14 protein-coding genes are annotated in these 23,389 nt (G+C 43.8%); 13 read left to right on the top strand and 1 reads right to left on the bottom strand.

The window, feature by feature from the left end:
* Nucleotides 1-8: 8 nt before the first annotated feature.
* From HMPREF9447_RS17315 to HMPREF9447_RS17255, 13 genes are all read left to right on the top strand, one after another.
* Nucleotides 9-1,418, top strand: coding sequence for a sialate O-acetylesterase (locus HMPREF9447_RS17315; protein WP_009131055.1), 1,410 nt, complete (start codon nt 9-11; stop codon nt 1,416-1,418).
* Nucleotides 1,415-3,601 (top strand): DUF4434 domain-containing protein, encoded by a 2,187-nt coding sequence (locus HMPREF9447_RS17310; RefSeq protein ID WP_009131054.1) that lies wholly within the window; start codon nt 1,415-1,417, stop codon nt 3,599-3,601. Before HMPREF9447_RS17315 ends, HMPREF9447_RS17310 begins: the two co-directional genes overlap by 4 nt.
* A gap of 200 nt (nt 3,602-3,801) precedes the next feature.
* On the top strand, nt 3,802-5,352 hold the full coding sequence (locus tag HMPREF9447_RS17305) for an ADP-ribosylglycohydrolase family protein (protein WP_009131052.1): 1,551 nt from the start codon (nt 3,802-3,804) through the stop codon (nt 5,350-5,352).
* A 13-nt stretch (nt 5,353-5,365) separates the two neighbouring features.
* Nucleotides 5,366-6,922: a DUF4434 domain-containing protein gene (locus HMPREF9447_RS17300; RefSeq protein ID WP_009131051.1), complete on the top strand. Its 1,557-nt coding sequence runs from the start codon at nt 5,366-5,368 to the stop codon at nt 6,920-6,922.
* A gap of 100 nt (nt 6,923-7,022) precedes the next feature.
* Complete coding sequence (locus HMPREF9447_RS17295; protein ID WP_009131050.1) at nt 7,023-10,274, top strand: SusC/RagA family TonB-linked outer membrane protein; 3,252 nt, start codon at nt 7,023-7,025, stop codon at nt 10,272-10,274.
* 14 nt (nt 10,275-10,288) lie between these two features.
* Nucleotides 10,289-12,016 (top strand): RagB/SusD family nutrient uptake outer membrane protein, encoded by a 1,728-nt coding sequence (locus HMPREF9447_RS17290; protein WP_009131049.1) that lies wholly within the window; start codon nt 10,289-10,291, stop codon nt 12,014-12,016.
* Nucleotides 12,017-12,047: 31 nt separating this feature from the next.
* Nucleotides 12,048-13,190: a glycan-binding surface protein gene (locus tag HMPREF9447_RS17285; protein WP_009131048.1), complete on the top strand. Its 1,143-nt coding sequence runs from the start codon at nt 12,048-12,050 to the stop codon at nt 13,188-13,190.
* 311 nt (nt 13,191-13,501) lie between these two features.
* Nucleotides 13,502-15,496 (top strand): NPCBM/NEW2 domain-containing protein, encoded by a 1,995-nt coding sequence (locus HMPREF9447_RS17280; protein WP_009131047.1) that lies wholly within the window; start codon nt 13,502-13,504, stop codon nt 15,494-15,496.
* Between the two features lie 20 nt (nt 15,497-15,516).
* Nucleotides 15,517-16,596 carry a PHP domain-containing protein gene (locus HMPREF9447_RS17275; protein ID WP_009131046.1) on the top strand — a complete coding sequence of 360 codons (1,080 nt, stop codon included), beginning with the start codon at nt 15,517-15,519 and terminating at the stop codon, nt 16,594-16,596.
* Nucleotides 16,597-16,629: 33 nt separating this feature from the next.
* Nucleotides 16,630-17,832 carry a glycoside hydrolase family 27 protein gene (locus HMPREF9447_RS17270; RefSeq protein ID WP_009131045.1) on the top strand — a complete coding sequence of 401 codons (1,203 nt, stop codon included), beginning with the start codon at nt 16,630-16,632 and terminating at the stop codon, nt 17,830-17,832.
* Between the two features lie 20 nt (nt 17,833-17,852).
* Complete coding sequence (locus HMPREF9447_RS17265) at nt 17,853-19,022, top strand: FN3 domain-containing metallophosphoesterase family protein (protein WP_009131044.1); 1,170 nt, start codon at nt 17,853-17,855, stop codon at nt 19,020-19,022.
* 2 nt (nt 19,023-19,024) lie between these two features.
* Nucleotides 19,025-21,178 (top strand): glycoside hydrolase family 97 protein, encoded by a 2,154-nt coding sequence (locus tag HMPREF9447_RS17260; RefSeq protein ID WP_009131043.1) that lies wholly within the window; start codon nt 19,025-19,027, stop codon nt 21,176-21,178.
* Between the two features lie 71 nt (nt 21,179-21,249).
* On the top strand, nt 21,250-21,954 hold the full coding sequence (locus HMPREF9447_RS17255; RefSeq protein ID WP_009131042.1) for an SGNH/GDSL hydrolase family protein: 705 nt from the start codon (nt 21,250-21,252) through the stop codon (nt 21,952-21,954).
* Between the two features lie 90 nt (nt 21,955-22,044).
* On the opposite strand, the gene HMPREF9447_RS17250 is transcribed toward HMPREF9447_RS17255, so the two are convergent.
* Entirely contained in the window at nt 22,045-23,373 is a 1,329-nt protein-coding gene (locus tag HMPREF9447_RS17250) for a RagB/SusD family nutrient uptake outer membrane protein (RefSeq protein ID WP_009131041.1), read from the bottom strand.
* Nucleotides 23,374-23,389 lie beyond the last annotated feature (16 nt).

The following is a 23,389-nucleotide window of genomic DNA, read 5'->3' as shown; positions in this document are numbered from 1 at the left end:
TGAATACTATGAAACGACTATTTATTATCATAACCTTCATATTGGCATTTACCCATGTTTCGGCACAGAACCCGGAATTTGCTCTTCCTTCCATCATCAGCGATCATGCGGTGATGCAACGGAACTCCGAGGTAAAACTCTGGGGATGGTGTCCGAGTGTATGGGATTTGAAGATTGTATGCAGCTGGGCTCCTGCGGATACGATTCATGCGAAATCAGATATGCACTGTTCCTGGGAAGCCTATATTCGTACTCCCGAATCGGCAGGCCCCCACAGTATTCGTTTTTATGGTTGGGAAAACAAGTTGGAAAGGGAAGTGAATGACATCCTGATGGGAGAAACATGGTTGTGTTCCGGTCAGTCTAATATGGAATATATAATGAGCTATCCGGTTCAGGATGCCGGTGATATCACAAAAGCTTTGGAGAATAAGCAAGTACGTTTTTTCAAAGTATCTAAAGCAACCTCCAGATATCCGGTGGAACGCATCCAGGGGAAATGGGAAATCTGCTCTCCGGAGACATACAAAGATTTCAGCGCCGTTGCCTTCTTTTTTGGACAGCATTTGAATGAAGCGTTAGGCGTGCCTGTGGGACTAATCGGCTCTTATTGGGGTGGAACAGCCGTAGAACCCTGGATTGATGAATTTACTTTCAATCACGAAAAAGAATTGTATGTGTTGTCACAGAAGCAGCAAGTTGCCGGTTGGTCTCCTACGGCTAACTCTTCCATTTACAATGCAATGATCCATCCTATCAAGAACTACACTATTGCGGGAGTTATCTGGTATCAGGGAGAAGCCAATAATGAGCGGGCTGCCGATTATGGTCCTCTGTTTGACGGCATGATAAGAGGCTGGAGAAATGAGTTCCATCGCTTTTTGCCTTTCTATTTTGTGCAGATTGCTCCGTGGAACGGATATGCCGGCAGAAATGCAGCTTACCTGCGTGAGCAGCAGGCCGACGTTGCTGCAACGTTGCACAACACCGGAATGGTGGTAGTCGGTGATTTGGTGAATGATATAGCTGATATTCATCCAAGCTTGAAAAAGCAGGTGGGTGTTCGTCTGGCCAATATGGCGCTGAGAAAGACATACCACAAGGAGGAGATACAACCTTATTCCCCGATGTTAAAGTCTGTCCGTACGGAAGGACGTAAAATGATTGTTACCACTACCGCCCTTGGTAAATTGACGTGTAAAAATAAAACCATCCGGAATTTTGAGATGGTGGATCAGGCGGGAGAAGTATATCCGGCAGATGCCAAACTGCTGAAAAATGGCGAGATCAGCGTGTCCTCTGCGAAGGTAAGAGTGCCGGTTGCCGTGCGCTATTGCTTTACGAATGATGCGGTTCCTGATTTATTTGATAGTAACGGGTTGCCATTGGCACCATTTAGAACAGACAGAAAGAAATGAAAAAATATTTATTAATCATATTTAGTTGCCTGCTGTGCTTTTCCTGTTTGGCTCAGACTTCCGGTTTGAAGTTCCATGACGGAAAGTTCAAGATTGTGCAGTTCACAGACCTGCACTGGGTGGAAAGCGATTCTTATAAACTGAAGAATGACAGTACTTACAATCTGATGCGTGAGATTATCCGCACGGAGCGTCCTGACCTTGTGATTCTGACGGGTGATGTAGTTGTCTCTTGGAATGCCCTTCGGGGTTGGAAAAGATTGGCCGGCCTGTTTGCAGAAGAAAAGATGCCGTTTGCCGTAACTTTCGGAAACCACGATGAAGAGACAGATATGAACAATGCCCAAATACTTGAGTATCTGCGTACGGTTCCCTATAATCTGACATATGATGCGGAAAAGCTTTCCGGTTCCGGCAACTGTGCACTTCCGGTTCTTTCATCTGACGGGAAATCGGAGAAGTGGGTCTTGTATCTGATGGATTCCCACAATCTTACCCAAGACCGCTCTTTCGGATATTACGACTGGATTAAACACGACCAGATTGACTGGTATCGTAGGACGAGCGATCAGTTTACGACACGCAACAAACGTACTCTGCCATCATTGGCATTCTTCCATATTCCTTTGCCCGAACATGAAACAGCAAGGTGGGTATGCCGTGAATTCGGTGAAAAGCAAGAAGGAGTTTGTGCTTCCAACATCAATTCGGGATTACTTTCCTCCTTTATCGAGAAGAAAGACGTGATAGGTGTGTTTGTGGGGCATGACCATAATAATGACTATATGGTGGACTGGAACGGTAATATCGCTTTAGCTTACGGACGTAAGACGGGATATCCCTCTGCCTATAACGAGGTTCTGAGCCGGGGTGCCCGCGTCATCAACCTGCATGAAGAGGAGGCTAGCTTTGATTCGTATATCATAGACCTGGATGGGACTTACTTTCACTATACGTTCGAACAGAAAAATCAGGGTACCGGTATTCCCCGTTTCAGTGGCTCTTTTATACAAGAATTTTTGGTAGCCAACTGGGAGGATGCACGCTGGGACCAGGAGATGGAAATGTTTAAGGAAGCCGGTATGAAGTATTTAATCTATGCTCCCGCACTTCTGACTGATGAAAAAGGAAAGACTACTACCAATTACCCGTCGTCGCTGACGAAGAAGAAGCAACAGAACAAGACGTTGGAGAAATGTCTGCGTAGTGCTCAGAAAAACGGAATTAAGATTTTTATCGGACTGAACTTCAACGATAGATGGTGGAAAGTGGATTACGATGCGGACTGGCTGGTAGGCCAAATGGAGATTGGCAATAAAGTAGCGGATGAGTTGGTCGCTTTATATAAGGGCAAGTATCCTGATGCCATGTATGGTTGGTATTGGGTTTGGGAAGTGGATAATCTGAACTGCATGACGGCTGAGCGTCAGGCCATTCTGGCAAAGGCTTTGAATACGAATCTGGATCATCTCTCTGAAATAACTCCCGATATGCCATTCATGCTGTCCCCTTTCATGAATCATAAAGTGGGAGGAAATGCGGAAGAGTACGGAAAGATGTGGGAGACTGTCTTTGCACAGACCCATTTCAGGTTCGGTGATATTTTTTCTCCGCAGGATTGCGTCGGGGCGGGTGGTCTGAACCTGGATAATCTGTCGGATTGGTTTTCTAAATTGAAGCAGGCGGTCAATACCAAACCGGGCTTGAAGTTCTGGGGAAATGTAGAGACGTTCGACCAACAGTTCTGGGTTAGCGCTCCGCTGACACGTGTAAAGAAACAGTTGGATATTGTGAATGGATATGTAAGCAATATTATTTGCTTTGCTTATAGCCATTACAACAGTCCGTTTGTGGTGAGCAATGAATATCATCAAGCCTACCTGCAATATTGTAAAGAAGGGAAACTCCCTAAAGTGAATGTTCCTCAGGATGTGAAAAACGTCCTGATGCTAAAGGCATCCAAGGGGATGGAAATCAGTTGGATTCCGGGTAGCCTGGAGCATGTAGCCGGTTTCAATATTTACAGTAACGGTACATTATTAAAGAAACTTCAGGTACATGGAAATGATTTCCCGACTTCTTTCACGGACAAAGAAGGCAATGAAGATAATGTATATGAAGTATCCACCTACAATGTGCTGGATGAAGAGTCTGCCAAACAAAAAGCAATAAATAAAAAATGAATAGATGCATTATTTCCCAAAGGTAGTGCCGAATGCAAACGTTGAGGTTTTATACCATAAACCTCAACATTACATTCACCAAGTAGAGGTTTACACTTGCCAAACAGAGGTTAACCCTCTATACACTGCAATGCGGCATTACTCCGGGAAAGAATGCGGAAGTCATAAATATAAATCTTGTTTTTAACTAAAAAAGACCTATGAAGAATATAACCTTTATCGTTTATATTTTTGTAGTTGTTGTACTGTGTGCAGGATGCAGTTCTGCACCGTCTCAAACAGCAGTTCCGTCTGAGGTGACGATGACGAAAGAGGTGCTGGCCGACAAAATAAAAGGCGGCTGGGCAGCCAAGACCATTGGCTGCACCTATGGCGGACCTGTGGAATTCCTGCACAACGGTACAATGATTCAAGATTATACTCCCATAAAATGGTCCGAAGACCGGGTGAAATTTTACTTTGACACTTTTCCCGGTTTATATGATGACTTGTATGTAGATATCATTTTCGTTAATGTATTTGAACGTTTAGGCTTGGATGCTCCGGCCGATTCATTCGCAATAAGTTTTGCCAATGCAGGATTTCCGTTGTGGCACGCCAATCAGGTTGCCAAGTACAATATAAAGCAAGGCATCATGCCGCCCATGTCCGGTCATTGGCTGAATAATCCTCATGCTGACGACATCGATTATCAGATTGAAGCAGACTTTGCAGGCCTGATGACGCCGGGTATGCCTAATACGGCTTCTGAAATATCTGATAGAGTAGGACACATCTTCACTTATGGCGATGGCTGGTATGGTGGTGTATATGTCGGTGCTTTGTACTCGATGGCTTTCGTTTCGGATGACGTGGAAGTGGTGGTTTCGGAGGCGTTGAAGACTATTCCCGCGCAGAGTGATTTCTATCGTTGCATGAAAGACGTGATAGGTTGGTACAGACAATATCCGGACGACTGGAAACAAACTTGGTTTGAATGTCAGAAGAAGTGGACGTCGGAAGTGGGCTGTCCGGATGGCGTGTTCGCACCATTCGATATTGATGCTAAAATAAACAGTGCTTATGTGATAATGGGATTGCTGTATGGCCGGAAGGACTTCTTTACCACGATTGATATAGCTGCCCGTTGTGGACAGGATTCCGACTGTAATGCAGCTACTGCCGCAGGCATTTTAGGAACGATAACAGGGTATGCCAATATTCCGGAAATCTGGAAAGAAAGCCTTTATGAAATTGAGGATATACCTTTTGCATATACCGATGTGTCTTTGAATAAGTTGTCGGAACTGGGCTTGAAACATGCTTTGCAAATGATCGAAAAAGAAGGTGGTAAAGTAGAGGAATCCCAGGTAACCATTAAAACCCAAAAGCCCGTTGCCGTGAAATATGAAAAAGCATTCGAGGGACATTATCCCGTAGATAAGATGGCCGTCAACACGGTTTTGCAAGATAAGACGGAATGGATGTTCGACGGTATAGGCTTCGTGTTGAAAGGGTATGTGAAATGTGCGGATGAGGACTATGTGGCACAGGTTGAAATGCATATTGACGGCAATCTGATTGAAACCGCCAACCTGCCGGTTGCCAAAGCATCCTCCATTGACGACAGGAGAGTGGATCTTTTCCACAGATATCAGTTGCAGAACACTACCCATAAGGTGGGCTTTAAATGGCTGAATCCCCGTAAGGATGCACAAGTCTATTTGGGCGAGGCAGTGATTTATTCGGATAAACAAAACTTTAATCATTAAATACATATATACTATGAAACAGAATTTTCGAGCGATATTATTGAGTTTGTTGGCAATGTCGATTTCATTACCGGCAATAACCGCTTGCGCCGGTAATGGCACTTCCGGTAAGCCGGCAACGGAAAAAGCCGATAAACCGGCAACGGAGGTAAAACCCATAACCGGTACATGGATAAATCTGGCCTATAAGGATGTACGCAATAAATATACGAATCCTCAGAACTTTGATAATACAGATCCGAAGTTGTGGGAAGCCAAGGTGCGTGAACTATCGACTATGGGCATTGAATACCTGGTTTTCATGGAAGTGGCTAATGAGGGTAAGGCTTACTATCCTTCTAAAATGATGCCCTGGTTATACGATAAGGGTATGAAAAGCCCGGTAGATGCTATTCTTGACGAAGCGGCTAAACACAAAATGAAGGTGTTTATGAGTACCGGTTGGGCGAAAGACCAGGATGATAATCTGCTCGACCCGGCAATCAGGGAGCGTCAGCTTCAGATTATGGAAGAGTTGACATCCCTTTATAAAAACCACAAAGCTTTCTATGGCTGGTATTTACCGGTAGAAGACTGCCTTTGCCCTATTTTTGCCGAACATGCCGTACAATCAGTCAATACACTGGTTGAGAAAGCCAGAACTCTGACTCCCGGCAAAAAAACTCTGATCTCTCCTTATGGCATTGGCTTGTCGGAATTTGATAATCCGGATTATGAAAAGCAGATGGCAAAGCTGAAAGTCGATATCATTGCTTATCAGGATGAAGTAGGGTGTGTACGCGATAAATTCACCCTTCCACGTTTGAAGAAGAACTGGCAAAGAATGCGCGATATTCACAATCGTCTGAATATTGAGATGTGGGCTAACTGCGAAACATTTACATGGGAAGAAGGCACGAACGACCGTCAGTCGGCGTTAATTCCGGCAGCCTATTCCCGTCTGCTCTCTCAACAGGCGACTGCGTCGGCGGCAGGAGTAGACCGTATCATTTCATTCATGTTTGGCGGTATCATTGAAGATCCGGAATCTCCTTATCAACTGGGCCAACCGGTGTGGTCCAATGATGTATGCAATAAATATATGGCATGGAAAAACGGTGATGTCTACTGGAAAATGTTTGAAGCTACTTTGCTTGAGAAACTGGTGAATGCGGCTACTTCTGAAATGGTGAGTGAAGCCGGTATGCAACCCTTGCTGGATGGTAAGGTGGCTGAAGAAAGTAGTGAAGACCACCGATGGGTGAAGTTTGAGCAGGGACACCATGAAATAGTGGTGGATTTGCAAAAGAAAACTCCGGTTAAGAGTGTCATGGTTCGTACACTGAATTATAATCCGGAGGGGATTAACACTCCGCTAAAAGTTTATGTCTATGCTTCAGAAGATGGAAAAAACTATAGTCTGGCCTCCGTCAAAGATGCTCCTTACTTCCCTAATAACAAGTATGACGCCTGGATTGACGGGATACTGTTTGATAAGTTGAATGAGAATGCACGTTATCTGAAGGTTGCTTTTGATGCGCCTCAGAAAGTGTATATGGATGAATTATTTATTAATCCTGCAATAAAATAGAAAACAATTGCCGTATCATTCATTCTTTCATGAAAGTGATGTGGCATAAATATCAATACATTGAAAAACTTCTTTATTTAATTAATCCAAAAATGAGTCTATGAAAAGATTACACAAATCGATGAGTGGAATTATTGGAGTGCTTCTGATGGCACTGATGATAGTTCCGAATGGTTTGAGGGCCGAAACTACAGAAATCCTTCAAACGTCTAAAATTACGGGTGTTGTGACTGATGATTTTGGTGAACCTGTAATTGGTGCTACAGTTCGCGTGAAGAATGCGAATACGGGAGCTATTACGGATGTAAACGGTCGTTACTCTGTCAATGCCTCCAATACGGCTACTCTGATTTTTTCTTCCATAGGTTTTAAAACCCAGGAAGTAGCGGTAAAAGGTAAGACTACTGTCAATGTAGTGTTACAGGAAGATAGCCACATGTTGGAAGAAACGGTGGTTATCGGTTACGGTAGCGTACCTAAGAGAGACCTTACAGGATCTATCTCTTCTCTGAAAAGCGAGGATTTGCTGAAGACGAATCCGACAAGTATCAACCAGGGTTTGCAAGGGAAAATGGCCGGTGTACAGGTTTCCCAGGCCGATGGTGCTCCGGGAGCAGGTGTGACGATTCAGATTCGTGGTGCCAACTCGTTCACAACGAATACAGAACCATTGTATATATTGGACGGTGTACCGTTTACGGCCGGTGAAGCTCCTTCCACAGACTTTGGTACGAAGTCCAATAACAATCCGTTAAGTTTGATCAGTCCGCAGGATATAGAGTCCATTCAGGTTTTGAAGGACGCGTCCGCAACTGCCATTTATGGTTCGCGTGCTGCCAATGGTGTTGTTATCATTACTACCAAGAGCGGTGCTCAGGGTAAGGCGAGAGTACAGTTCAGTGCTAATTTCAGTATGTCTAAGCCTGTAAAACTGATTGATGTACTGAGTGCGGGCGATTATGCACAGTTCAAGAATGAGTGCACAATCTTCGGTTATATGTATGATGGCAAGAATTACGTTTCCGATGAAAATCTTCCTTATCCTATCCCCGGTAGATGGTCTATTAAGAAAGGTACTGATCCGGTAACAGGTGAAGAAATCATTCTGGAGAAAACGTATCTACCCAGTCCTGATGATTTCCGCAATGGTTTTGACTTGCGCGAAGACGGAAACATGTTCTATGGCACTAACTGGCAGGATGAAATTTTCCGCGACGCATTTAGTCAGGAATACAGTCTGAATATCTCAGGTGGTGACCAGAAAGGCTCTTATATGTACTCCGGTGGCTATCTCGATCAGCAGGGTGTTATTGTGAACTCCTATTATAAGCGTTATAACGTTCGCGCTAATAATAATCGTAAAATCAATGATTATGTGGAGATAGGCAGTAACCTGACTTTTACAAAATCGGAGAATCGTCTGGCACGTACCAATACGGAAAACTATGGTGTGATTGAATCTGCAATCGCATTTAATCCGACCCGCCCGGTGTTCGACCCGGACGCTGACTCTAAGTTTTCCGAAGACTTTGCTTCCGGTTTGGCCAACCCGTATCTGAGTGCCCATACCGAAAAGAATGTGTTGGAGACTTACGGTATTTACGCTTCGGGTTTTGGAGAAATAACTTTCACCGACTGGCTGAAGTTCCGTCAGAACATCGGTTATGGCTATACCTATAATGAACGCAGCCAGTATTACAACCGCTATACCGGCTCCGGACAGAATCCTACCAACGGTTACGGAAGAAAAGATGACAATGCTTACGAAGGTCTGACGTTGGAGTCTCTGTTGACGTTCGATAAGAAGTTTGGTGTACATGCCATCAACTTGGTTGCCGGTATGACTTATGAAAAGTCGATGGGAAGAAGCAAATATATGCTTGCCAAGAACTTTCCGAATGACATAACGGAAGATAACGACATGAATGCGGCAGTGGGTGAGAAAGAAATTGGAAGCGGCAGATGGCGTTCACAGTTGATGTCTTATCTGGCTCGTGCCAATTACAATTTGCTGGATCGTTATTTATTCACGGCATCGTTTCGTCGTGATGGTTCCAGCCGTTTCAATCCTCTGAATCGCTGGTCTAACTTCTATTCCGGTGCCTTTGCATGGCGTATATCTGATGAGGCTTTCATTAAGAACCTTAATTTCTTTGACAACCTGAAGTTGCGTCTTAGTGCCGGACAGACCGGTAATCAGGGTATCAGTGCTTATGCTACCCGTTCACGCTTCGAAGCTCAGAACTATCCGTTTGACGGAACGATGACTCCGGGAGCCGGTGAAGACAGATGGGGAGGCCCGGCAGCAGCCAATCTGAAATGGGAGACGACCAATCAGTTTAATGCGGGTCTGGATGCGGCCTTCTTGAATAATCGGGTAAACCTGGTTGTGGACTTGTATTATAAGAAAACTACCGACTTGCTGCAATACCGCTATATTGATATGAGCTCCGGTTTCAACCAGATAGCCTGCAATTATGGCAGCGTTACCAACAAAGGGCTTGAAATCACCGCACACGTCATTCCGGTGAAAACCCGTGACTGGATGTGGACATTGGATGCCAACATATCTTTCAACCGCAATGAGATTGGCGGTTTGAATGCCGACCAGTTTTCGGATGTGGCTTGGGGTATTGAAAGTATGTTCCTGAGAAGAAACGGCCATCCCATCGGCACTTTATACGGCTATGTAGAAGATGGTTTCTATGATAATGAGGCGGAGGTGCGTGCCGATCCGTATTACAGAGATGCTACTCCCTCTAAAGTTAAGTCTATGGTTGGTCAGGTGAAATATAAGAATCTGGATGATGATCCGGTGATTGACGACCGTGACAAGACTATTATCGGCGATACGAATCCCGATTACCAGTACGGTATCACCAGTACGTTGAACTGGAAGAAGTGGACGTTCAGTTTCTTCCTGCAAGGTACACAGGGAAATGATATCCTGAATGTGAATCTGAAGCAGTTTGATGTAGCTGTAGGTTCAGGTAACATGCCTTATTTCGTGTTCGACAACCGTTGGACACCCGAAAACAGGGCGAATGCTAAGTGGCCGCGTGCCGATGGTACGTTTACTCGCGCGATGAAAGCTTCCGATCGCTATATTGTAGATGGTTCTTATCTGCGTTGCAAGAATATCAGCTTGAGCTATAACTGGACTCGTCCGGTGAAGTTTGTAGAGTCTGTCAATATTGTAGCGAGTATTACTAACCTGTTTACGATTTCCGGTTATGAATGGTATGACCCGGATGTAAACGCCTTCGGCAGCGATCCGACTCGTAGAGGTGTGGATATGTCTTCATATCCGAGTGCCCGTACATTTAACTTAGGTATTCAATTAGCATTCTAAAAAAAAGTAGGAATATGAAACTATTAAAAATATTAAGCTTATGTGCTGCAGGGTTGTTTCTGACTACCTCTTGTGACTTGGAGGAGGAAACATTTACCTTTGTTGCAGGTGAAGATGTTGCTGCCGAAGGTTCGTATGACCAATTGGTGGCAGGTGCTTATCACACTTTACACTGGCCTTTCACATGGGGTAACTATCATAATGTCGTAAACTTCGATTGTGACTACCAGACTGGGCCGAGCTGGGCTTTTGGTGACGAGGGTGCCGGTAACTTTTACGACAAGAATTCAACAAAGAACTTCTATCAATATTACTGTACCACTATCCATAGGGCCAACTACCACTATTATTTGGTGCAGAAGATATCGGGAGTTACCGAAAAAGAAAAGAACAATGCGCTGGGTGAACTTCGCTTCCTGAAAGCCTGGTCTCAATTCCAGTTGGTTCAGTTCTTCGGTCCCATACCTTTGTACACGTATTCTATTGCAGAGGGTAACTCCTCCGAATTGCCCCGTTCTTCTATAAAAGAGGTCTATGAGCACATCATCGAGACGCTGAAAGAAGCTGAAAACCTGCTGGTGCCGCGTACCGATGAAAGCTATAAGAAGGGACATGTATGTCGTGCCACTGCTAAAGCTCTGTTGGCCAAGGTATATGCCACTATCGGATCGGCTTCTATGAAGAGTGGACAAATCACGGTGAAAGGTGGTCCCGGAAGCAAGCTGAATCCTGATGGCTCAACTTCACGTCTGATGCCGGTGGCTATCACTCACAGTAAAAATGTAGTAGCGGGCTACGAGGAATTTGACTCTCAGGAATATTATCGTCTGGCAAGAGAAAAAGCCGGAGAAGTAATCAGCAGCGGTGAGGTTTCATTGGCGGCAAGCCAAAAAGAATTGTGGAGCCCTGCCTACAAGAACGGACCGGAATTTCTTTTCTGTCTGCAAACCATGGCCGGTCAGGGTGACGATTTCTACAATTACGTCAGCAAAGACTATTACGGATGGCCCGATCCGGCATATAACGGGGAGTGGACTTCCGGCTATTATGTTCAGAGAGACCACTGGTTGCAAACATTCGACGACTGGGATGACGAACGTATCACCTGGGGGGTTAAGCACCGTGTTCCGTATAACTGGAACAAGACTTACGAGAAAATGGAGTGGTATTTCTATCCCGAACGCGACAGTGTGAAAGTACGCCAGGGATTGCCACCGTATGAAGGATGTCCGTATAATTACGAACCGACAGACGTTGTCAGAAACGGTGCCCACGAATATGGAGCCAAACTTGAAAAGTTCACAGCCGTAACAGCTGAAAACAATGGTAACCGTACGGATTGGAACTGGCCTTATCTGCGTTATGCCGATCTGGTTCTTATCTATTGTGAAGCAGACAATGAATTGAACGGCCCTACAACGGATGCTTTTGATAAGATGGAGTTGCTGAACAAACGCAACAACAGTACATTGGTAAGTAAGCGTAATGAAAAGACCCCGTTCACTAAAGAATCTTTCCGTTCATTTATTCTTGAAGAACGTGCAAAGGAATTTGCAGCCGAAGGTATCCGTCGTTATGACCTGCTTCGTTGGGGTATCTATCTGCAAGTGATGAATGCCATTGGCACTGTGGATGAAAATGAGATAGTAAAACGCCGCGAAGAAAAGCATCTGTTATTGCCGTTCCCGCCGGATGTTGTCAATACGAATCCTTATATCGATAGGAACAATCCGGGATGGTAATCTTATTTATTAATGATTAATAGATAATGCAATGAAAAATATAATGAATTTCAGAAATATATGTTTGGGTGGTGTGCTGTTGCTGGGACTGTCGTTTACGGCTTGTTCGGACGATGAGGATAATTCAATGCCTATACAGCTTACCAACGTGACAACTCTTGATGATATGAATACTCCGATTACGGAGGCTGCTATGGGCGACTTTATAGCCGTACACGGCACAGGGCTTGATGTACGCAATATCGATTCGGTTTTGATTAATGATGTGGCGTTGGATATGTTGGAAGTATATACGGAAAACAATATTCTGTTCATGAAGATTCCGGTGAAACTTCCTAAGAAAGAGACGGATAAGATTTATATATATAATGCTCACGGTTGCCAGGAAGTGCCTTTCAAGGCTAATGCTCCCCAACTCCGTTTGGATCGTATGTTCAATGAATATACCAGTCCGGGCGATACCATTATGATTTATGGCGACTTCTTCGAACTTTATGAAATAGACTCTCTGAATGCGGTAGTCGATTTTAACGGTAAAGTCTCCAAAGTCATCAGCAGTGGTAATAATTACCTGACTGCCCAGGTGCCCGTAAATGTTGATAAGAATATCAAAGTAAAGGTGAAGGGTACGAAGTGGGATGTGGAAGCTATCTGTCCGGGCCGTTATTATGACCGTGAGTTCATGATTATGGATTTTGACGAATACTTGCCTACCAGTATGACCAATGTGGTGACTGACATCAAAGATCCTCAACGCCTTAGCGGTAACTTCCTGCGTATCGACGATAAATCAGAATATTCCGGTTGGTGGTATATTGCCGAAAGGGGAGGTATTGAATACACTGCCGATATGCTGGGACTTGAATCCAGTAAAAACTATGTGGTGAAATGTGAGTTCCGCACGGCAAACCAGTTTATTCTGGATAAGATTAAGTTCTGTAATTACCTTTATTGGGCGGCTCCTACTTGTGACTGGATTGCAACGGATTTCAATATTCAGAACTTCAATCGCTGGGAAACCATTACATTGCCGTTTACTGTCATTCAATCTACTGACTATCCGGATAACTACCCGGGATCTTATACCAGTTTCAATATGCGTCTTGAAATAGATGCCAATATTGCCCGTAATTTCTCATTCGACAATATCCGTATCTATAAAAAGGGTGATTAAAACCAAACTATTTAAGGTTCATCCGGTGAATGTAGTAGTGGTAATTCAGTTTACTCCCAATGGTAACTCTGTTTACACTGAATGGTAACTCCATTTACATGCCGAGGTAAAGGTCGTTACAATAGGAGGTAAAGGCCGTTACAATAAGGGGTAAAGGTCGTTACATACAGTGGTAAATGCTTTTACATCTATGAAAAAATATCGGTAAATGCAATGCTTTGATAAATAAGATTATAGATGGATATCTATTAAATTACGCATTTGCCGGATGAACCACATTTTGAAATACAGTTTATTAGAATTAAAAGAATATGAAAATAAAAAAATGCGCGGCGTTCTTTGCTGCAATGTTGATAGGCACCTGGAGTTTGCAGTCTTGTGATAATGGGCCTACTAAAGAAGTCTGGTTAGACGAATTCGGGCAAGACTCCTGTTATGTTCAGGATTGGGGTATGGTCGAGATTAATCGTTCCGTGGTGCATACACCTCTTACGGTGAATGGAGTGGTTTATGAACGTGGACTTGGTGCCCACTCCATCAGCCGTTTACTCTATGATCTTGGTGGCAAGGCAGTGTCAATATCCGGTTTGGCAGGTGCTGACGATAAGAATTTGTTTGCAGGAAAACTTCAATTCAAGATCATTGGCGATAAGAAGGAACTTTGGACGAGCGGCGTTATGAAGAAAGGCGATCCGGTTAAGGAGTTCGATGTGAAACTGAAGGGAGTGGATAAAGTGCTGCTGTTGGTAGAAGAGTGTGGCGACGGCATCATGTACGACCATGCCGACTGGCTGAATGTGAAGATTACTACCCGTGGTGATGTGAAACCTATCCCCGCATGGGCTAAACCGGTTGCTAAGGAAAAGTACATCCTGACACCGCCGGCTCCCGAAGCTCCGGTCATCAATAATCCGTTGGTGTATGGAGCACGTCCGGGAAATCCTTTTTTGTGGTCGGTCATGGCTACCGGCAACCGTCCGATGAAGTTTGAGGCTACCGGACTTCCTGCAGGTGTAAAACTGAATCCGTCTACTGGTCATATCACTGGTAAAGCAACCACTAAAGGTGAGTATAAAGTACAGTTGAAGGCTACCAACGATAAAGGTACAGCTGTAAAAGAGGTGACCATTAAAATCGGTGACGAGATTGCATTGACTCCTTCAATGGGTTGGAACAGTTGGAACTGCTGGGGACTTTCCGTTAACGATGAGAAAGTGCGTGACGCTGCCCGGATGATGAATGAGAAGTTACATGCTTACGGATGGGAATATGTAAATATCGACGATGGTTGGGAAGCACCTGAGCGTACCCAAAAAGGTGAAATTCTCTCCAATGACAAGTTTCCTGATTTTAAAGCACTGACTGATTATATTCATGGTCTGGGGCTGAAGTTTGGTATTTATTCTTCTCCGGGACACATTACTTGCGGTGGACATGTGGGCAGTTACCAGCATGAAGAAATTGATGCCAAGACGTGGGAGCGCTGGGGCGTCGACTACTTGAAGTATGACTATTGCGGTTATCTGGAGATTGAGAAAAACTCGGAAGAAAAAACAATCCAGGAACCCTATATCGTAATGCGCAAAGCATTGGACAAGGTGAACCGCGACATCGTTTATTGTGTGGGTTACGGAGCGCCCAATGTATGGAACTGGGCTCCCGAAGCAGGCGGCAACCAATGGCGTACCACCCGCGATATTACGGATGAGTGGAATGTGGTGACTGCCATCGGTACTTTCCAGGATGTTTGTGCCGAGGCTACTGCTCCGGGCAGAAACAATGACCCTGATATGCTGGTGGTAGGAAAACTCGGCCAGGGTTGGGGAAGCAAGGTGCACGATTCTTATCTGACCGCGGACGAACAATATTCTCATATCTCTTTGTGGTGTCTTCTTTCATCTCCTTTATTGATCGGTTGTGACATGGCAAATATGGATGACTTCACGTTGAATCTTCTGACGAACAATGAAGTGATAGCAGTCAGCCAGGATCCGTTGGTAGCTCCTGCCAGGAAGATGATGGTGGAGAACGGGCAAATCTGGTCTAAGAAGTTGTATGACGGTTCTTATGCAGTAGGTTTCTTCCACGTAGATCCTTATTTTATCCTTTGGGATCAGGATGATGCCGAGGCTATGCAGATGCGTGACTATGGCTTTAACTTCGATTTGAAGCAACTGGGTATTGACGGCAAGGCAACGGTTCGTGATTTGTGGCGGCAAAAAGACTTGGGAGAGGTGAATGGCAGCTTCCAGACTAAAGTGCCCTATCATGGTGTTACTTTCGTAAAGATCACTCCGACGAAATAAAATCAGCAAAATAGAAAAGAATGAAAAAGTTATATCTGTCCTTAGCTTTTTTGTCGGCTTTCACTTTCCGGGTCTCTGCACAATTGCAGGGCCTGGATGTGGTGAAGGTTCCGGAGGCACAGCAGCCTTATTCGGGAGAGTATGTCTATATTCCCGACGTAGAGGGATACAAAACCTTGAAGTGTGATTTCCATACTCACACCATCTTCTCTGACGGAGATGTGAAACCTGAAAACCGGGTATGGGAAGGTGCTATCCGCGGATTGGATGTGATTGCTATAACTGATCACATAGAGTATCGTCCGAACAAGTTTATCACAGCCGATCATAATGAGTCCTATAAAAGAGCGAAAACTGTGGAAAACAGTTCTAATCTGGTTGTGATTCCGGGTGCTGAGATAACCCGTTCCAAACCACTGGGGCATATCAATGCTCTTTTCCTGAAAGATGCGAACGCTTTGGATGTAGAAGACCCGTTGGTGGCCATAGACAATGCTTTGGAACAGGGGGCCTTCATCATGTGGAATCATCCGGGTTGGCCGAATGATACGAGCACTATCTATAAAGTCCATAAGGATTTGATTAAGCAAAAGAAGATACATGGTGTGGAGTTGGTGAACGGCTTTGAGTATTATCCGAAAGCATTTAACTATTGTAAGGAGTATAATCTGACGTATATGGGCAATACCGATATCCACGGTGTGTATAAACAGACCTATCGAACAGACAAACAGTATGGTCCGATGACTATAATCTTTGCCAGGGAACGTTCGCACGAAGGTGTGAAAGAAGCATTGTTTGCCGGACGTTCCGTTGTGAAGTTCGGGGATATTCTGATTGGTTCGGAAAAGAATCTGACAGCTTTGGTAAAGGCGTGTCTGGCATACGAAGTGAAGGAGGTAAGCGGTAACCAGGCACTGGTGAAGGTAGTGAATAAGTCGACACTGAATTTTGAAATTTTACTGGATAATAAGGCGGGTACTATTTTAGGAAATGCTACAGTAGAATTCAAGGTTCGCTTGAATGATAAGGTGAAGTTCACTAATACTTATATTACGGATAACAGCCAGTTGGTGATTGATGTGGCGTCTTTGCGATAGAACTCTATTTTTAATTTTAAAACCAATAGTACTATGAAGAAAAGAATTTTGTGTTTTGTAATAGTTGTGTGTACGTTCATTATTGTTCGTGCTGAGGGTGCCGATTCACTGGCGTTAACTCCCCCTATGGGTTGGAATAGCTGGAACTGTTTTAGCTGTGATGTCAATGAGCAACAGATACGGGATATGGCAGACCTGATTGTGGCAAACGGGATGAAAGATGCCGGTTATACTTATGTAAATGTTGATGATTGCTGGCAGGTGGGCCGTGATGCAGACGGGAATATCGTGGTCGACTCAGTACGTTTCCCTTCCGGCATAAAGGCGCTGGCGGATTATATACATTCCAAAGGACTGAAGTTCGGTATCTATTCCTGTGCCGGTTCGCTGACTTGTGCCGGACGCCCGGGAAGCCGTGGATACCAGTTTCAGGATGCCCGTACTTATGCGGAATGGGGAGTTGATTTCCTGAAATATGACTGGTGTTTTGATGAGGCCCAAAGTCCTCAGGGAGCTTATCGTACTATGCGCGATGCTTTAAGAGCCAGTGGTCGCCCTATTGTATTTTCTATTTGCGAATGGGGAAGCAGCAAACCTTGGACGTGGGCAAAGGGTGTCGGCCATTTGTGGAGAACTACGGGCGATATTATCAATGCCTTTAAAGGTACGGTGCACTGGGGAGGCTGTAGTGTGGTAGACATCATTGATAAGAATGCTGATTTGTATCCTTATGCCGGTCCGGGACACTGGAACGATCCGGATATGCTGCAAGTGGGTAATGGGGTATTGACCACTGACGAAAATCGTTCACACTTCACAATGTGGTGTATGCTGGCTGCACCGTTGTTGGCGGGAAATGATTTGAGGAACATGGATAAGGAGACGTTATCTATTCTGACGAATAAGGATGTGATTGCTGTAAATCAGGATAAGCTGGGTGTACAAGGACGCCGATATATGAAAATAGAACAACATGAGGTATGGGTAAAACAATTGGCGGATGGAGAAGCCGCTGTTTGTTTCTTTAATCGTGATGAACAGCCCTGGACATTCGAGTATAAGATTGGAAAAGACAACTATCATTTTGCAGATATCAGGTTTTGGGAACTGGAGTATGATGTGTATGACATCTGGAACAAAAACAAATATCTTGGAACTTCCAGTGATAATCTGAGTTTTAAGGTTCCTGCGCATGGGGTTGTATTGGTAAAGTTGACTCCTAAAAATAAAAAATAAGATAGATAAACTTTATTGTCATGAAAAGATTTTTATTTAGCGTAATATGTGCGCTTACGGTTATTGCCGGATTTGCCCAGGAACAAATCGCTATCAAACACGGCCCTTATCTTCAGAACCTGAAAGAGACGGAGACTACAATTGTATGGGTATCCAATAAAGCCTCTGTTGGCTGGGTAGAGGTGGCACCGGATGATGGTACAAGTTATTACCGTTTTGAACGAACCAAATTTTTCGATGCGACGAACGGGGTGAAGAATGTATCGCAGTTGCATACCGTCCGGGTTACTGGTCTTAAGCCAGGCACCAGTTATCGTTATCGTATTTACTCCCAGGAAGTTTTGGAGCGTAAAGGAGAAGAAATCATTTATGGAAATGTGGCTGCTCCCAGTATTTATGATCGTCGCACTCTGAAGTTCACGACAAATGACCGCAATAAGCCGACGACTTCTTTTATCATGCTGAACGACATTCATGGCAATACAGATTATATCCCGAAACTGTTGGATATTGCCGGTTACAAAGAAACGGATATGATTATTTACAACGGTGACATGATGAACTGGTTGATGGATGAAGAAGACCTGTTCAGAGGTTTTATGGATATCACCATCGAACTGTTTGCTACAAAGAAACCGATGTATTACGCTCGTGGAAATCATGAGACCCGTGGTTTGTTTGCAACTTCCTTCCAGCACTATTTCTCTCCTAAGGAACCTCATCTGTACTTCCTGTTGCGTCAAGGTCCGGTCTGTTTCATTTTTCTAGATACAGGCGAGGACAAACCTGACTCGGATATAGAGTATCATGGTATAACGGATTATGACAATTACCGTACGGAACAAGCCAAGTGGCTTTCCGAAGCCGTAAAGTCGCAGGAATTTCTGGATGCGAAGTTTAAGGTGATTATTGCCCATATGCCTCCTCTTCCCGATGAAGACTTATGGCATGGGCAGGCAGAAGTTGCGGAAAAATTTGTTCCTATATTGAATGAAGCCGGAGTAGACGTGATGCTTTGTGGGCATTTACACCAGTACTTTAATAATAAACCGACGGAAAAAGTACGTTTCCCGGTTATTGATAATTCCAGTAATACAGTGTTGAAAGGCGTGGTGCAGGAAGATAAACTGTATCTGGAAATAAAGAATATGAATGGAGATTTGGTAGATAAAATATATATAAATCATTGAATATGGAATGTTTGTCTAAAAGATTATTTAGTTTCTTGCTATTTCTGCTAACCTGTGGAGCAATAATGGCTGAAAGTATCACTTCACCGGATGGAAATCTTCATTTAGATTTTACAGTAAATGCACAGGGAGAACCGGTATATCAGCTTTTCTATAAAGGCAAGGCTGTAGTGAAACCTTCAAAATTGGGCTTGGAATTGAAAGATGATCCCGGATTGATGAATAATTTTACATTAACTGGTACTGAGACTTCAACTTTTGATGAAACCTGGAAGCCGGTATGGGGAGAAGTTGCGCAAATTCGTAATCACTATAATGAACTGGCTGTGACTCTGGAACAGAAAGCTCAGAATCGTAATATGATTATTCGTTTCCGGCTTTACAATGATGGTTTAGGATTCCGGTATGAATTTCCCTTGCAAAGGAATCTGAACTATTTTATAGTGAAAGAAGAACATACCCAGTTTGCCATGGCAGGCGATCATCTTGCCTTTTGGATACCGGGTGACTATGATACACAGGAGTATGACTATACTGAGTCTAAATTATCAGAAATACGGGGTTTAATGGAAAGTGCCGTAACGGTAAATGCTTCACAATTTGTATTTTCTCCTACAGGTGTTCAAACCTCCTTACAGATGAAGACGGATGATGGCATCTATATCAATTTGCATGAAGCCGCTTTGGTCGATTACTCCTGTATGCACCTAAACTTGGATGATAATAATCTGATATTTGAGTCATGGTTGACACCTGATGTCTTGGGTAACAAAGCTTATATGCAAGCTCCTTCCAGAACTCCTTGGCGTACTATTATAGTCAGTGATGATGCACGGGATATTCTGGCATCGAAACTGACTTTGAATCTAAATGAACCTTGTGCTTATGAGGACGTCTCTTGGATTAAGCCGGTGAAGTATATCGGCGTCTGGTGGGAGATGATTACAGGCATGAAGTCATGGAGCTATACAGATGAGTTGCTTGCTATGAGATTCGGTGAAAACGATTATACGAAGATCAAGCCAAACGGCCGTCATGCTGCCAATAATGAGAATGTGAAAAGATATATCGATTTTGCAGCCGAGCATGGCATGGATCAGGTCTTGGTGGAAGGTTGGAATGAAGGTTGGGAAAGTTGGGGAGGAAGTTCCAGAGATTTTGTCTTTGACTTTGTTACTCCTTATCCTGATTTTGATGTAAAAATGCTGAATGATTATGCCCGGAGTAAAGGAGTAAGATTGATGATGCATCATGAAACGTCGGCTTCCGTTCGTAACTATGAACGTCATCTGGATAAAGCTTATCAGTTTATGGTAGATAATGGATACAACTCAGTGAAGAGCGGCTATGTTGGTGATATCATTCCTCGGGGTGAACACCATTACGGGCAATGGATGAATAATCATTATCTATATGCAGTGAAGAAAGCTGCTGAGTATAAAATCTGTGTAAATGCTCATGAGGCAGTACGTCCTACCGGCTTGTGCCGCACTTATCCGAATCTGATCGGTAATGAATCTGCTCGTGGTACTGAGTTTGAACCTTATGATGGGAATAAACCATTTCATACTACATTGCTTCCTTTTACCCGTCTAATAGGTGGTCCGATGGATTATACTCCAGGTATTTTTGATATCTGCCTGACATTCCTGAATCGTGAGAATCATGGTCAGATTCATACGACTCTGGCTAAGCAACTGGCTTTGTATGTCACTCTTTACAGTCCGTTGCAGATGGCGGCTGACCTGCCGGAAAGTTATGAACGCCATTTGGATGCTTTCCAATTCATTAAAGATGTTGCTGTTGATTGGGATGACAGTAAGTATCTTGAAGCTGAACCGGGCGATTATATAACCGTAGCTCGTAAAGCTAAGGGTACAGGCAACTGGTTTGTGGGTGGCATTACGGATGAAAATGCCCGTGTTTCTACTTTTACTCTCGACTTTCTGGAACCGGGAAAAGAGTACGTAGCTACGCTGTATGCTGATGGCAAAGCTGCTGATTATGAAAAGAATCCTGCTGCATATCAGATAAAGAAGGGTATTGTAACCAATAAGACCAAAATATCTGTAAAAATGGCACGCAGTGGTGGGTTTGCTTTGAGCTTGATTGAGGCTATGGGAGTAGATAAAAAGGCTGTGAAGAAATGGAAGTAAAGTGGTAGAAGAAACAATTTCTTTGCAGGAATCTTTTTATCTTTGCATATCCTAATAATTAATATCTAAGTATGAAAATGAAAAGATTAAAACAATGTTTGTTGTTAATTACTATTCTGGGAGGATTATCAATCAGTGAGGCATATGCTCAAAAGAACAATTTTGCCAATTTAGCTCGTTATGCAAAAGAAAACGCTGCACTTCCAAAGCCCGTAAAGAAAGAGAAAAGAGTTGTCTTCATGGGAAATTCCATTACGGAAGGGTGGGTGAGAACTCATCCGGACTTCTTTAAAACAAATGGTTATATAGGCCGCGGCATTAGTGGACAAACCTCTTACCAATTCTTATTGCGTTTCCGTGAGGATGTTATTAATCTTTCTCCGGCTTTAGTAGTCATAAATGCTGGAACTAATGATGTTGCTGAAAATGTAGGTTCCTACAATGAAGAGTATACATTTGGAAATATTATTTCTATGGTAGAGTTGGCTAAAGCAAATAAGATAAAAGTGATTTTGACATCTGTGCTGCCGGCAGCAACTTTTAAATGGAGACCGGAAATAAAGGATGCTCCTCAGAAAATCCAATCATTAAATGCCCGTGTGGCAGCGTATGCAAAAGCAAACAAGATTCCTTATGTGGATTATTACCAGGCGATGGTGTTGGATGAAAGCGGAGCATTAAATCCTCAATATACGAAGGATGGAGTACATCCGACAAGTGAAGGGTATGATATAATGGAACCAATTATCAAAAAGGCTATTGAAGATACGCTTTAAGATAGATAACTCACAATAAAAACCTCCTTTCTCAATTACCATAACAGGATGAGAAAGGAGGTTTTCTTGTTTATCAACTCTACTTATTTATCAGTTTGACAACTCCGGATTAGCAGCTATCGCTTCTCTTGGAATTTGAATTGTATAACGCGAATCATCCTGTTCCAATACATAGGTTCCTCCTTTGAGCACTTTTTCAATGCGAGGGCGGGTGGTACGGCGTAAGTCGAACCAGCGATGTCCTTCAAAAGCTAATTCACGCGCACGTTCATCCAGAATCTCCTGTATCAGGGCTTCTTTGTTCATTGCGTTCACGGCAGTTGCTTTTACTGTATATGCCTCCGGTGTATAGCGTTTCTCCATTAACTCCAGCAATCGGGTGCGTGCTTGGGGGAGTTTGTCCGATTGTGCAGCCGCTTCTGCTGAATTCAGATACATTTCGCCCACACGGAAGGAGCAACGGAAATCATCTTTTCCACTCTTCTGACTAAAACGGTAACCGTTCTTGTCAGCCGGTTTGAAGTAAGCATCCAGACGCAAATCTCCTTCTCCGTATGAAGATGCCAAAGCTTCGGATAGAACAGCCGCCTGAGTGTAGTTGGAGGACATGCCGCGCTCCAAAGCTGTAATATTCTCTACGGACTGGTAGTTGTTCGGCAGCATAAACGCTTCGTCGTTGAAATCTTCCAGTGTATTCTTCTCGGCAAGAACGGATTCAGCAGCCTTATATGCATTGTCCCATTGTCCCATATACAAATATACACGGGCACGGAGAGCTTTTACGGATAAGGTGGTGAAACGATAAGAAAACTTCTGTTCCCAGGATTCCTTATTAATCAACTTTTCAGCTTCATTGATATCTGAGAGTACAGACTCATAAATCTGTGCAACTGTATTCTTCTTCAGAATTTCGTTGATATCACTGTTCAGTTTCAACGGCACAGCTTTCGTTTCTAACGCTCCCGGACGGGTGTAAGGCTGTCCGTAAAGGTTTACCAACAGGAAATGCATGTAGGCACGGAGCAGATAACACTCACCAATCAATTGGTTGATATCTTCTTCGCTTCCTTCGTTGATTGAGTTCCGTTCTTCCATAGTATAGTTCACGGTGAACATGATGCTATAGAAGTTCTTCCACTCAAAGGAAGTAGTCTGTCCCGGAGCACTGAAATCATCCCAACATTCTATTTTTCCGTAACGATCCTGTTCCCAACTATCATCTTTTACATACAATTCGTCAGAGCGGAAGCAAGCCAGTCCTCTGGCATCGGGAACGCTCTTATAAGCTGTGGCAATCAGCGCTCTGTACTCAGCTAAGGTCTGGGGTATCACTTTTCCCGTAGGCTGGATATCCAGCATATCGCAAGCAGTCAGCAATACTACACTGCTCATCAATAACATGATATATATCTTTCTCATTGTTGTTACTCTCTAT

Source organism: Bacteroides oleiciplenus YIT 12058 (genome assembly GCF_000315485.1).
Classification (GTDB): Bacteria; Bacteroidota; Bacteroidia; order Bacteroidales; family Bacteroidaceae; genus Bacteroides; species Bacteroides oleiciplenus.
This window is presented reverse-complemented; position numbering and strand designations above follow the sequence as displayed.

Coding starts and splice junctions, on each gene's coding strand:
- HMPREF9447_RS17285 (WP_009131048.1), top strand. CDS start 12,048: ATGAAAAATATAATGAATTTCAGAAATATATGTTTGGGTGGTGTGCTG.
- HMPREF9447_RS17250 (WP_009131041.1), bottom strand. CDS start 23,373: ATGAGAAAGATATATATCATGTTATTGATGAGCAGTGTAGTATTGCTG.
- HMPREF9447_RS17275 (WP_009131046.1), top strand. CDS start 15,517: ATGAAAAAGTTATATCTGTCCTTAGCTTTTTTGTCGGCTTTCACTTTC.
- HMPREF9447_RS17295 (WP_009131050.1), top strand. CDS start 7,023: ATGAAAAGATTACACAAATCGATGAGTGGAATTATTGGAGTGCTTCTG.
- HMPREF9447_RS17315 (WP_009131055.1), top strand. CDS start 9: ATGAAACGACTATTTATTATCATAACCTTCATATTGGCATTTACCCAT.
- HMPREF9447_RS17260 (WP_009131043.1), top strand. CDS start 19,025: ATGGAATGTTTGTCTAAAAGATTATTTAGTTTCTTGCTATTTCTGCTA.
- HMPREF9447_RS17290 (WP_009131049.1), top strand. CDS start 10,289: ATGAAACTATTAAAAATATTAAGCTTATGTGCTGCAGGGTTGTTTCTG.
- HMPREF9447_RS17300 (WP_009131051.1), top strand. CDS start 5,366: ATGAAACAGAATTTTCGAGCGATATTATTGAGTTTGTTGGCAATGTCG.
- HMPREF9447_RS17305 (WP_009131052.1), top strand. CDS start 3,802: ATGAAGAATATAACCTTTATCGTTTATATTTTTGTAGTTGTTGTACTG.
- HMPREF9447_RS17310 (WP_009131054.1), top strand. CDS start 1,415: ATGAAAAAATATTTATTAATCATATTTAGTTGCCTGCTGTGCTTTTCC.
- HMPREF9447_RS17265 (WP_009131044.1), top strand. CDS start 17,853: ATGAAAAGATTTTTATTTAGCGTAATATGTGCGCTTACGGTTATTGCC.
- HMPREF9447_RS17255 (WP_009131042.1), top strand. CDS start 21,250: ATGAAAATGAAAAGATTAAAACAATGTTTGTTGTTAATTACTATTCTG.
- HMPREF9447_RS17280 (WP_009131047.1), top strand. CDS start 13,502: ATGAAAATAAAAAAATGCGCGGCGTTCTTTGCTGCAATGTTGATAGGC.
- HMPREF9447_RS17270 (WP_009131045.1), top strand. CDS start 16,630: ATGAAGAAAAGAATTTTGTGTTTTGTAATAGTTGTGTGTACGTTCATT.